This is a genomic window from Deltaproteobacteria bacterium (assembly GCA_016180845.1).
In the GTDB taxonomy this organism is placed as follows: domain Bacteria; phylum UBA10199; class UBA10199; order JACPAL01; family JACPAL01; genus JACPAK01.
In genome coordinates, this window is record JACPAK010000001.1 from 178,024 (window position 1) to 191,942 (window position 13,919).

Annotated in this window: 15 protein-coding genes; 7 read left to right on the forward strand and 8 right to left on the reverse strand. The window is 49.2% G+C overall.

Annotated features, from left to right (window positions below; genetic code table 11):
* Positions 1 to 5 precede the first annotated feature (5 nt).
* Positions 6 to 1,193, forward strand: coding sequence for a 2-oxo acid dehydrogenase subunit E2 (locus tag HYT76_00885; protein ID MBI2082099.1), 1,188 nt, complete (start codon positions 6 to 8; stop codon positions 1,191 to 1,193).
* A 6-nt stretch (positions 1,194 to 1,199) separates the two neighbouring features.
* Here HYT76_00885 and HYT76_00890 read toward each other — a convergent pair whose 3' ends face one another.
* Together HYT76_00890 and HYT76_00895 are read right to left on the reverse strand one after the other, a co-directional pair.
* Positions 1,200 to 2,366, reverse strand: coding sequence for a hypothetical protein (locus HYT76_00890; protein MBI2082100.1), 1,167 nt, complete (start codon positions 2,364 to 2,366; stop codon positions 1,200 to 1,202).
* Positions 2,363 to 3,244 carry a hypothetical protein gene (locus HYT76_00895; protein ID MBI2082101.1) on the reverse strand — a complete coding sequence of 294 codons (882 nt, stop codon included), beginning with the start codon at positions 3,242 to 3,244 and terminating at the stop codon, positions 2,363 to 2,365. The genes HYT76_00890 and HYT76_00895 overlap by 4 nt, the downstream gene beginning before the upstream one ends.
* Before the next feature lie 95 nt (positions 3,245 to 3,339).
* On the opposite strand from HYT76_00895, the gene HYT76_00900 reads away from it, so the two are divergent.
* Positions 3,340 to 4,215, forward strand: a complete 876-nt coding sequence (locus HYT76_00900; GenBank protein ID MBI2082102.1) for an ATP phosphoribosyltransferase — start codon at positions 3,340 to 3,342, stop codon at positions 4,213 to 4,215.
* Between the two features lie 444 nt (positions 4,216 to 4,659).
* Positions 4,660 to 4,965, forward strand: coding sequence for a hypothetical protein (locus HYT76_00905; GenBank protein ID MBI2082103.1), 306 nt, complete (start codon positions 4,660 to 4,662; stop codon positions 4,963 to 4,965).
* Here the strand turns inward: HYT76_00905 and HYT76_00910 are convergent.
* Entirely contained in the window at positions 4,962 to 6,158 is a 1,197-nt protein-coding gene (locus HYT76_00910; GenBank protein MBI2082104.1) for an endonuclease/exonuclease/phosphatase family protein, read from the reverse strand. The two genes, HYT76_00905 and HYT76_00910, sit on opposite strands and share 4 nt — an antisense overlap.
* Positions 6,159 to 6,213: 55 nt before the next feature.
* Here HYT76_00910 and HYT76_00915 point away from each other — a divergent pair, with 55 nt between their 5' ends.
* From HYT76_00915 to HYT76_00925, 3 genes are read left to right on the forward strand one after another with little or no spacing between them, the layout of a single operon-like run.
* Entirely contained in the window at positions 6,214 to 6,960 is a 747-nt protein-coding gene (locus tag HYT76_00915) for an ABC transporter ATP-binding protein (protein ID MBI2082105.1), read from the forward strand.
* The gene (locus tag HYT76_00920; protein ID MBI2082106.1) at positions 6,948 to 7,715 is read left to right on the forward strand and encodes an ABC transporter permease; all 768 of its coding nucleotides are present in this window, start codon (positions 6,948 to 6,950) and stop codon (positions 7,713 to 7,715) included. Before HYT76_00915 ends, HYT76_00920 begins: the two co-directional genes overlap by 13 nt.
* 7 nt (positions 7,716 to 7,722) lie before the next feature.
* Positions 7,723 to 8,841, forward strand: coding sequence for a hypothetical protein (locus tag HYT76_00925; protein MBI2082107.1), 1,119 nt, complete (start codon positions 7,723 to 7,725; stop codon positions 8,839 to 8,841).
* On the opposite strand, the gene HYT76_00930 is transcribed toward HYT76_00925, so the two are convergent.
* Complete coding sequence (locus HYT76_00930) at positions 8,810 to 9,085, reverse strand: cold shock domain-containing protein (protein ID MBI2082108.1); 276 nt, start codon at positions 9,083 to 9,085, stop codon at positions 8,810 to 8,812. The two genes, HYT76_00925 and HYT76_00930, sit on opposite strands and share 32 nt — an antisense overlap.
* A gap of 53 nt (positions 9,086 to 9,138) precedes the next feature.
* Here HYT76_00930 and HYT76_00935 point away from each other — a divergent pair, with 53 nt between their 5' ends.
* The gene (locus HYT76_00935; GenBank protein ID MBI2082109.1) at positions 9,139 to 10,365 is read left to right on the forward strand and encodes a thioredoxin domain-containing protein; all 1,227 of its coding nucleotides are present in this window, start codon (positions 9,139 to 9,141) and stop codon (positions 10,363 to 10,365) included.
* Here the strand turns inward: HYT76_00935 and HYT76_00940 are convergent.
* From HYT76_00940 to ybgF, 4 genes are read right to left on the reverse strand one after another with little or no spacing between them, the layout of a single operon-like run.
* Positions 10,334 to 11,725, reverse strand: a complete 1,392-nt coding sequence (locus HYT76_00940; GenBank protein ID MBI2082110.1) for a GldG family protein — start codon at positions 11,723 to 11,725, stop codon at positions 10,334 to 10,336. The two genes, HYT76_00935 and HYT76_00940, sit on opposite strands and share 32 nt — an antisense overlap.
* Positions 11,716 to 12,411, reverse strand: coding sequence for an ABC transporter permease (locus tag HYT76_00945; GenBank protein MBI2082111.1), 696 nt, complete (start codon positions 12,409 to 12,411; stop codon positions 11,716 to 11,718). The genes HYT76_00940 and HYT76_00945 overlap by 10 nt, the downstream gene beginning before the upstream one ends.
* Entirely contained in the window at positions 12,395 to 13,111 is a 717-nt protein-coding gene (locus tag HYT76_00950) for an ATP-binding cassette domain-containing protein (GenBank protein ID MBI2082112.1), read from the reverse strand. The genes HYT76_00945 and HYT76_00950 overlap by 17 nt, the downstream gene beginning before the upstream one ends.
* Positions 13,108 to 13,866 carry a tol-pal system protein YbgF gene (gene ybgF, locus HYT76_00955; protein MBI2082113.1) on the reverse strand — a complete coding sequence of 253 codons (759 nt, stop codon included), beginning with the start codon at positions 13,864 to 13,866 and terminating at the stop codon, positions 13,108 to 13,110. The genes HYT76_00950 and ybgF overlap by 4 nt, the downstream gene beginning before the upstream one ends.
* Between the last annotated feature and the right edge of the window lie 53 nt (positions 13,867 to 13,919).

Consider the following 13,919-nt stretch of genomic DNA (forward strand, 5'->3'; position numbering starts at 1 on the left):
GCGCTGTGAAAATAGCACTTACCATGCCCCAATTCGGGGAATCGATTACCGAAGCGCTTATTGTCCGCTGGCTGAAGAAAGAGGGCGACGAACTGAAGGAACAAGAGCCGCTCATCGAGATGGAGACTGAGAAATCAGTTTTTGCCTATGAGTCTCCTTTTAAAGGGAAACTGATAAAAATCCTTGAGAGTGAAAATAAAAAGGTGTCCGTCGGGAAAGAAATCGCCCACTTCGAGGTCGCCGACGCCTTGGGGGAAAAATATCTCTCGATGGGGATTGGAAAGTCGTTAGAGGGGCTCGCGTCTCGGGTCCCCCCCTCAACGCCCGCCTTCGGCGGGCTGGAGGGTGACAAAAAGGCTGCAATATCTCCAATGATCCGGTCGCTCGCAAAAGAAAACAATATCCCCCTCGAGGAGATTGAAAAACTGGCCGGTACAGGACCCAATGCTCGACTGACGAAAGAGGACTTTTTGAAATATCTCGAGACACGCGGGAAACATCCTGGCCCATCCGCCGACGTCAAGGTAATTCCTTTAACCCCTATCCGGGCCCGCATCGCCGAGAAAATGTCCCTTTCGAAGAAAGAGATCCCTCATGCGGGAACAGGGGTTGATGTCGATGTCACAACCATTGACGAGTGGAGAAAGAAAAATGACTCCAAGTTAAGCCATCTCCCTTTTGTCCTTCTTGCCGTCATACCCGCCTTGAAAAAATTCCCGATCTTGAATAGCTCGCTCAAGGGACAGGGGGCTGATCAGAGGATCGAAGAACACCATTCGATTCATCTTGGGATCGCGACGGCAACCGCTCAGGGTCTCCTCGTCCCTGTCTTACGCAATATTCAAGACTTGAGCTTTTCCAGGATTGTTGAAGAGGTGCCTCACCTTATTAACAAGGCCCGCGAGGGGAGGCTGGACGTTTCTGAACTGACAGGAGGCACATTTACCGTCAATAATACGGGAGCCCTTGGAGCGATCAGAAGCAATCAGATCATCCCTCCCTCGCAATCAGGAATCCTGGCGGTGAATCGTGTGACCCGTCGTCCCTGGGTGATCAACGAAAAGATCGAGATACGATCGATCCTGCCTCTGGACCTCTCTTTCGATCATCGGATCGTTGATGGCGACGCCGCCTGTGGCTTCTTAGGCGAAGTGAAGAGCCAACTCGAAAATTTCAACTTTTCTGTAATTTAACTAAAACTAGAACCCGAAGACGAGGGCGCCCGCAATACGTCTAGAAGGTTGCTGCCGCGTAAATCGGCCAACTTCCTCGGCATAGGTGGCAAATTCAACCTTCACAAATCGAAGATCGAGCGAGGTCCCTGCCGCCAGATAGAGCTGTTGGGCCCCGATCCGCACTGAAGGCTGAAAAAATCCAAGGAATCTTGGCCCCATTAACTCATACCCAAAAAAGAGCTTCTTGGAAAAGGAGACCGGCTGATTCAACTCACGCAGATCAAGGTCAAAATGATTTTGAAATTCGTGTTTTCCTAAATGGAAGGTTGGATGAATCGCCGCCCCAAGACTGATCGACTGCTCCGTATCAACCACATCGCCTGCAAATCGGGTGTTCCCAATATCCTGCCAGGTGAAACCAACCGTCGGTTTCAAGACCTCCAAGGCCTTCAAATCAAAAGTCGGGACCTTGCCCTTTAACCCAAGATCAACACCGACACCGGTCGCCCGTTCAATCGGCATCGCATCTTTAAAGTCATCGGTGGCGAAAATATCATCGATCGTCAATACCTGATCAACACTGATCCGGTGGAGAACTTTGACATTCACACCCACCTGAAGCTGTTCCTCAAAGAAGCCATACGCCCCGCCGATCACCCCACCAGCATCAGAGCGAGATTGAAGCTCAAAATTACTAAATGACCTGTTTCTAAAAGAGACTGTGGTCCGAGAATCGACCAGTGTTCCTAGTGAAAGATACTTGTTCAATACCATAAAGACAGGGAGGCGGACATCTAGCGAATGAAACTCACCCGTGTGGGCATTCACAAATGTCTCAAAGGTGTCAATTTGGGCCGAAACATCCCCCTCTTCATCGTTAATTTCATCGGCAAGATCGACGACATCCTTCACAAGCTGAATGGAGGAGGTCGTGAAATCGATGGTGGGGCTCACAAAACGAAAATCAATACCTGGCTCATAGTCATTGATCGCAGCCGGGTTATAAAACATCGCATTCTCATCACTACCCGGCATCGCAACAAAGGCATTCCCCATCCCCAAAGGTCGAACCCCTTTATAGAGACTCGGATGGGCCGGTGGGATTGTCGATGTCGCCTGACCAAAGGCCGATAAAGGCAGCATCGCAAGAAGGAAAAGGAAAAAATAAGAAATCAATTTACTCAATTTCATTTTGTATCCGTCCCGGCACAGGTACTCAACCCATCAGGTGTCAGAAGTTTAAGGCAATCAACATCATTCGGATCGTCTGGAAGGGTGCCATCATAATCAGCCTCAAGTCCCCCGTTATCGCCCTCATTATCCGCAGCAGCAGGGTTTAGTTCACACCGCATCAGATCTCGAAGACAGCGAGCGGTAAATCCTCCTGACTGCAAGGAGCACCGACAATAATTCTCCCGAATCGGCTTTAGAATATCTTCATCATCGATATTGGTATCGGCCAGATAATTATCGGCATTCACAAAATCACTCTTGGTGACATCACCTTCTCCTGAACCGTCACTGAGCCCTGTTGCCACATCAGCAGCATCTGTCCCTGCCAGTTTGACAGGGCGGACAAAAGCCTCCAGAGCCATCATCAATCCGAGTTGCCTGAATATATCTTCGTTCCCTTCAGCCTTAAGATCCAGATCAGCAATAATCTGCGTTAATGTGGTAATCGAGGAGCGAAGATCAACAATATCGACGTCGATGTTGACAATAGCATTTCGAATCTCGACAAAGTCTTTTTCACCAGAATCAGCAAGACCAGCAAAAGTCTCTAGAAGAGAAAGGAAGTCCAACCCACTCCTCCCAAAATAGGCCGATGACAAGAGGAGACGGGCATTTTTGTCTGTCGGTGTTTTGGTAATCAGCTCCTCACCCTTCGTCACCGCGGTATTGCAAAAGGTATCGACCGTTTCCGGTTTGCTGGAGGGGTTACATTGATCCAAGGCAAACTTAATGTCATCAACCAGGGAATCCTCTGTACTTGGGCATGCTCCTCCGGTCAAAAAGGCTGAAACGGCGAGGACTAAAATGAGTTTTGGAACCAAAAACCTCTTGTGCATCTTGAAGGCTGTGGTATCCGAGAAACCCTGCCTCGTCAACTTTATTTGTTAATTTTTAGGACGATGAATGCATGTTTTTTGAGTAGAGATACACAATGGGCAAAATTCTAAAAATTGGATTGCCAAAGGGAAGTCTTCAGGAATCAACCTTCCGTCTTTTTGGAAAAGCGGGGTTTAAAATCACAGCGGACCCCAGAAGTTATAGTCCCAATATCAATGATGCTGAGCTTGAAGGCCTTCTGATCCGCGCGCAGGAGATGGCCCACTACGTGGAAAACGGGGCATTGGATTGTGGCATCACAGGACGCGATTGGATCCTCGAGGGAGAGACGAAGGTAGAAGAGATTTGTGAGCTCAGGTTTGCAAAGGCTGGTCTTAAGCCAGTTCGATGGGTCATCGCGGTCCCAAACGACTCAAAGATCAAGACGGTCAGAGATCTGGAAGGGAAGAAGGTCGCCACAGAATTGGTCCAGTTTACAAAACGGTATCTAAAGGGAAAAGGGATCCGGGCCAGTGTCGAGTTCTCCTGGGGGGCAACAGAGGTGAAACCCCCCTACTTGGCAGATGCCATCGTCGAGGTTACGGAAACAGGAAGCTCACTTCGCGCGAACAATTTAAGAATTGTGGAAACGATCTTGGAATCGACATCAGTTTTTATTGCAAATCAGCATTCATGGAAAGAGTCCTGGAAAAGAGAAAAAATGGAAAATCTGGCCCTCCTTCTCCAAGGGGCGATCGCAGCGGAAGAGAAGGTTGGGCTCAAGATGAATGTCCCAAAATCCCGTCTCAAGACTGTCATCGAAAAACTGCCTGCCTTGCATACACCGACCATTTCTCAACAGGCTGACGAGTCCTGGGTGGCGATCGAAGTGATCGTTGATGAGTCAATTGTGCGAGAAATCCTGCCTGCCTTGAAGAGGGCTGGTGCCTCCGGAATTGTCGAGTATCCCCTCAACAAGGTAATTCCCTAATAATTCAAGAGGGTTAAAAATTGCTTCAGGAACTTTTTCTTATAAGGCGTGTGGATGAAAAAAACAGGGGTGAGTTAACTTGCGAAAGTTATGAGGAAAAGCTGTGGATATTTTTTAATTCACAACTGTGGATAACTTCTTTTGAAAAAAGTTGTTTCTGTTTTTTTCACGCCAGCCGTGCCTCAGCCAATCCAGGAAAAGTTCGAGTTGAATTTTGAAAATTCCTGTTCTACACCGCTGACTGTCAGTTTGATTCGGTCTTTGACAAGGATTCAACAATCGTTTAGGAGGGCAACCCGCACTGGGTCCCGACCTCTCCGCTAGGAAGAGTGAATGCTTCACCTGAATCTGCTAAAGAGGCAGGCCCAACGGACAGAAGTTCAAAAAGGGGGTTTCTGGTTGAAAGATCAGAGACTATCCTCACGAGAGGCTCCCCCAAGATCTATGAATCAGTTACCTCACGGTGGCTCGATTCTAAGGGTGAAGGGGGCATCGATCTGGAAGCAGATCCTGTTAAGTGAGGAGAAGACCTTAGAGAACCCCTCGGAAAACCTAGGAGAGGATGGCGGCAAAAAGTTTGGGCATCCACCCAATCAAAAAGTCGTCACCATCTGGCAGGTAGAAATCTCTGAAGGTGAGGTGAAGGGGGCGGCCGAAACCTCTTCGAGCCAACACCATGAGAGAATGCGGATCCGAAAGGATTACGATCTGCTAAGATGGTCAGCTCCTCCGGAAGGTCACAGAGCCTAACCTAGACGATTCTTGAGTCCTTGTGAGCTGGGATAATTCTCGTAGTCCAGATTCCCGATAACTTTCGCCCCTACTGATTTTCCCTTGCGAGCTGAGCTCCCCTCCCCTTCCTTGAGGATCTTCAGCCCCCTTTGGGTAAACCAATCGAGTTTGAAAGAACAACGCCCCCCATGCTCCTTAAGAGCCCAATCGACAAACCGAAAGCACCAGTTGGGGAGCCATTCACGAAGGTTCTTGAATTGCTTGAGATCTCCAACAGAGAAATGACTCGTCCCAACCCCTAACTCATTACATGACTTATAATCAAAACCGTTCGCCTCGAGCCGCTCAAAGAGCCTCCTCTCAAAAAAACGGTCGGGATGGGGGTAGTGATTTTTGATCATATTCCCGGTCCCGATGAAAACCCGGATCCAAAAACCGAGGATCGAGGAGAAGGCGCTATGCGCATCGTAGGTGCTTGTATTCCAATCCCCACCGATTAGTGCCGGGCCACCCCCCATCTCTCGAACCACTTCGGTCACTTTTTCCAGCTGAAGGATCCGATGCTTCTGGGTCGAACGGACATCCAGATGGACTGCTGAAACAACAATCGACCTCCTGCCTAAATTAATTTGGGCTATCGGGGCACTCTGACTCCCCACCCTCTTTTCCCGTCCTCTCATCTTGTCGTGGGCATTCGGGAGGGGAACGGCCATTGGATTTGAAATAGGGTAACGGGAAAGAATCGCATTCCCGGCGATCCCCAATTTATTTTCCCCTGAAACCTCCTGCTCAATACCGCACCCTTTCGATAAATTAAGATAGGAAGGTGCGAAAAAATAATTCATCTGAAGCTCCTGGGCCAATTCCTGAGCGACATCCCTGTTGCCCGATCGTGCCATGCCCAAATCAGCCTCCGTGATCAGAAGAATATCCGCCGTCGAAAGAAGCGGGTGGTTTTTCAAATAATGAAGAATCGCCTCAAAACGCATCCCCCTTTCGATATTCCATGCCACACAACGATAAAAAGGCTCCGGTGCCGGTTCAGGAACCTGATGAACCAAATCATAACTCGAAAGGAGTTTTTGGATCTTCGGGCGAACCTCCTGAAAAAGTGGTGATTTTTCCAAAGATTCTGTTGAATGAAACTCTCTTAGCTTTAATAAGATGTGGGGATGCAGATCGTGTGATAAAGAGCTGGGAGCTTCTTGCATAGGGGCGCGACATTTATGAAAAAAATAAGCCGGGGTCAAGGGGTCCTCAAAAAGAATGATTGAGATTGTCCAATTAAAGAAATTTTTTGGCCCCTTGAAGGCGCTGGGGGGAGTGGATCTTAGCATTAAAGATGGGGAGTTTTTCGGCCTTCTCGGTCCGAATGGGGCCGGGAAAACGACTTTAATAAAAATGATCGTTGGGCTTGCCCACCCAACCGAAGGGACGGTCACTGTCAATGACATGAATGTTCGGACAGAGTCTGTGAAAACCAAAAGCCTGATCGGTTTTTCCCCACAGGAAATCAATTTGGATCGGTATTTCACGGTCCGAAAGATCCTGGAACTTCAGGGGGGATTTTACGGTCTCACTCGAGGTGATCGTAAACGACGGGCCGAGGAGTTGATGAGCCGTTTCCAGCTTTCCCCAAAGGCCGATCGAGAAACCTGGAGGCTCTCGGGAGGGATGAGAAAAAGACTTCTGATCGCGAGGGCCCTGATGTCCCATCCCAAAATCCTGATCCTTGATGAACCAACCGCGGGAGTGGATGTGGGCCAGAGACATGAACTCTGGTCATTCCTAAAAGGTCTGAACCGCGATGGGACAACCATACTCCTGACCACCCATTATATGGATGAGGCAGAGGAGCTTTGCGATCGTCTTGCAATTATCCATGAAGGCCGAATTATCCAGATCGGCTCGCCTCGGGAACTGACCCAAAGGCATGAGGGGAGCCTTGAAGACGTTTTTCTAAAACTAACCGGTAAATCACTGGAAGCGGGAGGGAATGAATGCACCCCTTAAGAGGTTTCCTAGCCTTGATCGAGAGGGAGTGTTACCGATTTGGGGGGAGCACCTCGATCCAAACGATTGCGACACCTGTTCTCACGACAGCCCTTTTTATCCTGATCTTCGGTTACTCTTTGGGGTCACAAATCAAGACAATTTCCAGTTTCTCCTACATCCTCTATATACTTCCCGGCCTCACTGGCATGGCAGTTTTGTCAAACTCATATTCCAATAGTTCGACCTCCCTCTTCATGGCACGCATCGATCAATCGATTGAAAATATCATCACCTCTCCCCTCTCACCCACACGGATCGTGATCGCGTTTGTGATTGGAGGAATGATCCGCGGGGTGATTGTCGGTACGGTGATCCTCCTTGTTGCTTCCGTGATCACCCCCCTCTCCGTCTCTTCCATTTTCTTGACAGGTCTGAATATCGTCATTGGCTCCCTTCTCTTTTCCTCACTCGGAATTATTTCAGGCTTGATGTCGGAGGAATGGGATCAACTCGCGCTTGTTTCCAACTTTATCATTACCCCCCTCACCTATTTGGGCGGTGTCTTCTATTCTGTTCAAATGCTCCCATCTCCATGGCAAGGCCTCTCACATCTGAACCCGATTTTTTATCTGATCGATGGTTTTCGCTATTCCATTCTGGGAATATCTGATATCTCACCGGCGATATCTTTTCCTGTGGGAATAGGACTCGCTGTGCTTGTTTTAACTATCGCTATACAGTTGTTTCGTTCTGGATATAAGATCATTACCTGAAGACCCTATGAGTCGTTTCAGCCGATTTCTCGTAGTTTTTCTTATTCTCCTCCCAAATCTTGGATCCGCTCGTTCGACCAGTTTTGACACCCTCCGTTTGCGTGCTGCACCCGACCAGGGACGTTATCTAACAATTTACGATACCGATATGCTCAAACCTTATGAATGGACTACCGGTGTTTTTCTCGATTATGCACGAGCCCCCTTATCGGTCGTCGTCACCTCCGGTGCAACCCAGGCGGTCGTTGAAGACCTCGTTGGCCTCCATCTCTCAGGATCGATCGGTCTGCTCGATTGGCTTGAAGTCGGTCTGAATCCAAATTTCGCCATATTGGAAAAGTTTTTCGATACCACGACAAATACCTCAAGCACGCGAATCCGGGCAGGCGATACGCGTCTGAATGCCAAATTGCGGATCCTCGAAAAAGGGAAATATCCTGTGGGAATCGTCTTTGTCCCCTACCTTGATCTCCCGATCGGGTCCGGCGCCAGCCTGGTTGGGAACAACAGCTTTGCGGGAGGAGGGCTTTTCTCTATTGAAACCCCCCAGATTGAAGAGCGATTAAGCTTTGCGTTCAATCTCGGTTACTGGACTCGAGACAGTGTCTTGGTTTTTGCGACACAGTTTGATGATTTGATGACCTTCGGGATTGCCGGAAACTTTATTGTGTTGAAAAAATTGGAGCTCTATTCGGAATTTTCAGGGGGAACAATGGTCTCTGATTTTTTCAGCAGCTCCGGTACCCCTGTCGAGGGGGGAGGAGGGGCCCGCTATTTCCTGACCAAAGATCGACGATGGCAAATGACAGGGGGTGTCTTCCTTGGCGTCGGTTCCGGCCTTGGGAATCCAGTCGTGCGTGGCCTTGTTGGAGTCGCTTTTACCCCCTCACGAGCGGTGCGGGGGGTTGAGATGCAGGAGGCGGTCACCGAAACCTTCTCTGTGTATGAGCTGAAAGAACCAACATGCCCCTTCGATATTGAGGGGGAAGTGACAGGCTCTATCCCGGCCACTGATCCCCGATGTCAGTCGATTAAAAATGAACTTTTATCGAAATGCCCCGAAAAGAAGGATTTTAATCCTGAGAGGGATGATATCAGGTGCTTGAAACTGTATCTGTCGGAGTAGTCTCCTCTTTCGAATAAACTTTAAGTCGAGTTACGCGCATCCCTCGTGACGTCAATCCAACATCAAAACCGACCTGTGTCCCTTCTTTAAAAAAAGAACGATCTCTGTTGGGTCCCACCAGTCGAACCTCATCCAAGTGAAAATAAACCTCATACCCCTGTTCATCCTTCACGAACCCATAGTTCCCCTGGGCAAGGAATTTCAGGATCTTCCCATGACGAAAATTGTCGGGGGGATAGGCCATAAAAACATTATGAAGTTGAATTCAAACATTGACAAGAATATATATGAAGCCCGATGAAAAAAATCTTCCCCGCCCTTCTTTTTCTGACACTCCTCGGGCTTATCGCCTCCGGCATTATGGTGAAGATGCACCTCGATCTGGCACCGGGTGGATTCGAATCCAAAAGTTTTTGCACGATCTCTGAGTTTGTTGATTGTGATACCGCGCTGGCGAGCCGTTATTCAAAGATCGCCGGCATCCCGACGGCCCAGATCGGCCTCCTCTATTACCTCTTTTTCTTTTTTGCGACGCTTTATGCCTGGTCCTCAGAAAAAGGTCGCCGCGCCACCGCTTCTTTTCTGCTGGCCGGCTCGCTCTTTGCCACCGGTTATAGTCTTGTCATCGCCTATCTCTCGATCTTTCGACTCGAAGTCCTCTGTCTCCTCTGTCTGACAACCTATCTCTGTAACTTTTTCCATCTGATTCTTCTCCCGCGGATCCTCGGCATCCCGATCTGGCGCATCCCGGCCCATCTCATGGAATATGCCCGGTCACTCTTGAGACAAGGATCGCTCGTCCCTGGGAAGATCGGTCTCCACCTGATCCTCTTTGGACTCCTGCTCGGGGGCGGATTGATCTTTTTTAAAGGCCTTCAGGCCAACGATCCAGTCCGAAAGGTCAAGATCCCGGATGAGCTTTACCTGAAACATTTTTATGCAACCCCCTCGCAGCCTCTGGGAATCACCCCGAAACTTCAGAGGGGAGAAGCAAACGCCCCGGTCACCTTGATCGAATTCTCTGACTTTCAATGTCCATTCTGTCGCCGCGCCGCCTTCAGCCTGAAGCCATTTTTGGGTGAATTAAAGAAGAATGTCCGGATTGTTTATCTGAATTACCCCCTCGATAACGCCTGTAACCCCGCTGTGAGCCGAAGCTTCCATATGGCTTCGTGCCTCTCAGCAAAGGCAGCCTTATGTGCCGAACAAAAGGGAAAATTCTGGGAGTATCATGATCTCGTTTTTGAGAATCAGAAAAAACTTTCCCGAGAAACCTTGATGAAACTGGCGAAGGAGGTCGGGATCGAAGAGGAGTGGTTTAATCAGTGTCTGGTCTCACCTGAGATTGAAACAGAGCTCTCTGCGGAGATCCAGGAGGGGCAGAAATTTGGCGTCCAAGGAACTCCTGCCATCTTTATCAATGGCCGTCCCTTCCACGACTGGATCAATCCTGAAAGACTTCGGCTGGTGGTCCGGTCAGAGATAGAAAAAGTTACCTCTTCCTCCGCCGCAACCAATAAATAACACCGCTACTCAAGATAAGCAGCGGATAACCAACCTGACTGAAATAGGCAATAAACCGGGCGCGGCCGGGGGTCATTGTGATTGTTCGAAATTCAGGGGTTTTCGGACGAATCGTCACCTGCTCCTTCTCACCCACAAGCCAGCCAACTATATTGAGGAAAAGATCGAGATTCCCGGGTGCCTGAATCAGGGCGTTCGAGGCGAAATCGGAATCACCGACAACAATCACCCTCCCCGCGGCGGGATCAGTCTCCGATTCTGAAATGACCCCGATCTTCAGGGGACCAGCGATATCGATTCCCTTGTCAAAACGTGGTTCGGTTCCTTCAACGAGTTGGAGCTCTCCCCACGCAGCCTTTGAGGTTGTGAAGAGGGAGGTGTTCTTTCGCCCCTTCTTTTCGTTCATCTCAAGACTCCTCACCGAGGAAAAAATCGGGTTCAAATCCTGAAGCCCCTTTGTCACCTCATGCGACTCCATCTGCGGAGAGGGGTAATGGGGACCCAAAAGGAAATGTCGTTCGGGATCGAAGACAAAATCATGATTCCAGGCAAGGCCCAGGGAACGAAGCGTCTCTGCGAGGAGAGGAGGGAGTTGAGATTCCCCCAGGACAAGCAGGGCCCCTCTCCCTTTTTGGAGGTACCGACCGATGAAACGATCTTCGGAGGGTGGGATTTCCTTTTTGGGACCAGAAACAATCAGCAGATGGCAATCATCCGATAATTTGCTCGTCTTGACAAGATTGAGTATCTGGATCTCGTAGTTGTTTTTCTTCAGATAATCCTGAGCCCCACTATACCCAGCAGGTGAAGGGTCGTTCAAGCCCCTCTCCCCATGCCCTTCGAGGAAACAAACGGTGAAAGATTTTTCCTGAGTGACCTTGAGGATCGCATTCGTAAAAAGACCTTCCCCGACAAATTCAGGAAGAGCCGCCTCTGACAGGCGTGAGTAGTCAAAAAGCTGGGACTGATAGATCTCTTTTCTGTTTTCCCCTGATTGAAAAACGATCGTGCCATCGGTACTGATTCTGTGCTGGGTCGCAGCCTCCACTTCCGTATCGGGATCCACCATCCGATAGCTGACACGGGAAGAATGGGTGGAATATTCTTTCAGGATATCATCCACTTTCCTTCGAATAAAAACAGCATCGAGATCTTCTCCCCTCCGAAAGAAGGCGAGAATTTTAACGTCTCTATCAAGATTGTTGAGTGTTGAGAGGGTCTGTTCGGAGAGTGTCAACTCGCGGTTCGCCGTCGTATCAAATCGAATCGATGCGCGATCAACAATTCCGTAAAGAAGGATGCCCGCCGCAATAACGACGACCGTAAAAATAAGAGAGCTGGTCAGTTTCTTTATCGCCATTTTTCGGCCCTCAAATACCGAACCGTCAGGAAGAGAAATAGAAATGTGAAGAGAAGATAGTAGGAGATATCCCCCAGATCGAGAACGCCGATACTAAAGCTCTCGAGATGAGAGGAAACCGAAATCTTCTCTCCCAAAACTCCCCCCACCTCTCCCAAAAACCAGAGCGTCAGGAGGAGGACAAAACTGAAAACGGCCGCAATGACCTGGCTCTGGGTCACGACAGAACAAAAAATCCCGGCAGCAAGAAACGCCCCTCCCATTAAAAGGAGACCGAGGTAAGAAAGAGTCAATGGGCCTGGGTCCGGCTCCCCGGATAAGAGGATGAAAATCGGATACTCAAGCGTGAGAAACAAGAGAGCGGCATAGAGAATCCAGACTGAAAAATATTTTCCAAAAACAATCGCCCGGTCAGAGAGCGGAGAGGTCTTCAAGAGTTCAATCGTCCCGATTTTTCTCTCCTCGGCAAATCCCCTCATGGTCAACAATGGTGTCAAAAAAACGAAAATGACCGCCATGAAATAGGTCATCCCCCTCATCGAGGCCTCCGGAAGATTCTGCGGAGAGGGCTCCGTCATATGGGCTGTAAAGGCAAAACCGGTCAGAAAGAGAAAGAGGGCAAAGGTGACCGCCGCAACCGGAGAGGCGATATGGATTTTGAGTTCTTTCTTAAGTAGAGACCACATCGGCCGCCTCCTCCTCGGTAAGTTTCAGAAAGAGTGCCTCGAGATCCGTCGCCCCGGAAATCGACTGATCGGCAACAATTTTCCCCCGATGAATAATAATCACCCTCTCACAAAGCGCACTCACCTCCTGCAGGATATGAGAAGAAAAAATAACCGCCTGCCGCCCTCCCCCTAACATTTTCAAGAGCCCTCGAACCTCCAGGATCTGTTTGGGATCAAGCCCAACGGTCGGCTCATCGAGGATCAGGAGATCCGGATCATGAATCAGCGCCTGAGCGATCGCAACGCGTTGCCGATACCCTTTTGAGATATTGCCAATGAGTCTTTTTCTGACAATCTCCGTCCCTGTCCGTTTCAAAATAGCAATCACTCTGCCGTCAACATCAGAGAGATGACGTATCCCGGCGACAAACCGAAGATACTCCTCAACAGTGAGCTCAGGATACAAAGGGGCATTTTCAGGCAAATAGCCGATCTTCTCTTTCGCCTTTTCAGGTTTCTGAGAAATATCGATTCCATCAATCTTCGCCGTCCCGGCAGTCGGAGGGAGATAACCGGTTATAATCCTTAAGGTCGTCGTCTTCCCGGCACCATTGGGACCGAGAAGTCCGACAATTTCCCCCGATCGGACACGAAAGGTAATATTCTCGATCGCTATTAAAGAACCGTATTTTTTTGTGAGCCCGGAAACTTCTATCATGGGGAAGGACGTGGTTGGGAAGGAGAAGCGGCCTGAGCCATCAGCGCATCAATCTTTTTGATCCTCTCTCTCGCCTCTCCCGCCTCATCGGATTTCGGATAATTCTGGATGAGTTGATTTAAAAACACCTTCGCATCTTCATATCCCTTCTGTTCGAAGAGACAATAACCCTGTTTTAAGATAGCCCCCGGGGTCTTTTCACTCTGAGGAAAATTCTTGACCACCTTTTGAAACTCCAAAAGGGCTGAGGCAAAATCCCGGGAGGCATACAAGGCCTCTCCCTTCCAATACTGGGCGTTGTCGGCCAGAGATGATTTCGGATACTTCTTCAGAAAGGCCTCGAAAAGCTTCAAGGCCTGGGTATAATTGCCGAGATTAATCTCAGAAAGGGCTGCTCGATAATCCGCCTCTTCCTGACTTTCACCTTTTTTCTTGATTAAAATCTCCTCGAGCTGCTTCTGATGCAGAGAAATCCTCTCCTCAAGACCGGTTATCCGAAAATCAAAGTCCCTCAAGAGCTTCTGATTCTTATCCGATTCCTGTTGGAAAAAATATTTCGCCTCCTCGAGCAGTCCTTTTAAAGCCTGGACCTCTCGACGGAGTTCCGTCACGGCAAGATTCGTATCGGCCAAGACCTTGGCATTGGAGTCCTGAACCCTTTTGAGCTCATCAATCTCCCCCTTCGATACCTTGGACGGATCTGCCCATGCTACCTGGAATGAGACTGTTAAAAAAAGTATAAGGAAAAATCTCATAATCAAAAAAAAGCCACGGTGAAAGATAACTCCACCGTGGCCTCAAATCAAGA

What these genes read in the sequence shown, in the direction of transcription:
- HYT76_00895 (MBI2082101.1), bottom strand. Translation starts at nt 3,244, where the DNA reads ATGCACAAGAGGTTTTTGGTTCCAAAACTCATTTTAGTCCTCGCCGTT.
- ybgF (MBI2082113.1), bottom strand. Translation starts at nt 13,866, where the DNA reads ATGAGATTTTTCCTTATACTTTTTTTAACAGTCTCATTCCAGGTAGCA.
- HYT76_00920 (MBI2082106.1), top strand. Translation starts at nt 6,948, where the DNA reads ATGCACCCCTTAAGAGGTTTCCTAGCCTTGATCGAGAGGGAGTGTTAC.
- HYT76_00910 (MBI2082104.1), bottom strand. Translation starts at nt 6,158, where the DNA reads ATGCAAGAAGCTCCCAGCTCTTTATCACACGATCTGCATCCCCACATC.
- HYT76_00900 (MBI2082102.1), top strand. Translation starts at nt 3,340, where the DNA reads ATGGGCAAAATTCTAAAAATTGGATTGCCAAAGGGAAGTCTTCAGGAA.
- HYT76_00905 (MBI2082103.1), top strand. Translation starts at nt 4,660, where the DNA reads ATGAATCAGTTACCTCACGGTGGCTCGATTCTAAGGGTGAAGGGGGCA.
- HYT76_00890 (MBI2082100.1), bottom strand. Translation starts at nt 2,366, where the DNA reads ATGAAATTGAGTAAATTGATTTCTTATTTTTTCCTTTTCCTTCTTGCG.
- HYT76_00935 (MBI2082109.1), top strand. Translation starts at nt 9,139, where the DNA reads ATGAAAAAAATCTTCCCCGCCCTTCTTTTTCTGACACTCCTCGGGCTT.
- HYT76_00950 (MBI2082112.1), bottom strand. Translation starts at nt 13,111, where the DNA reads ATGATAGAAGTTTCCGGGCTCACAAAAAAATACGGTTCTTTAATAGCG.
- HYT76_00945 (MBI2082111.1), bottom strand. Translation starts at nt 12,411, where the DNA reads ATGTGGTCTCTACTTAAGAAAGAACTCAAAATCCATATCGCCTCTCCG.
- HYT76_00915 (MBI2082105.1), top strand. Translation starts at nt 6,214, where the DNA reads ATGATTGAGATTGTCCAATTAAAGAAATTTTTTGGCCCCTTGAAGGCG.
- HYT76_00940 (MBI2082110.1), bottom strand. Translation starts at nt 11,725, where the DNA reads ATGGCGATAAAGAAACTGACCAGCTCTCTTATTTTTACGGTCGTCGTT.
- HYT76_00925 (MBI2082107.1), top strand. Translation starts at nt 7,723, where the DNA reads ATGAGTCGTTTCAGCCGATTTCTCGTAGTTTTTCTTATTCTCCTCCCA.
- HYT76_00930 (MBI2082108.1), bottom strand. Translation starts at nt 9,085, where the DNA reads ATGGCCTATCCCCCCGACAATTTTCGTCATGGGAAGATCCTGAAATTC.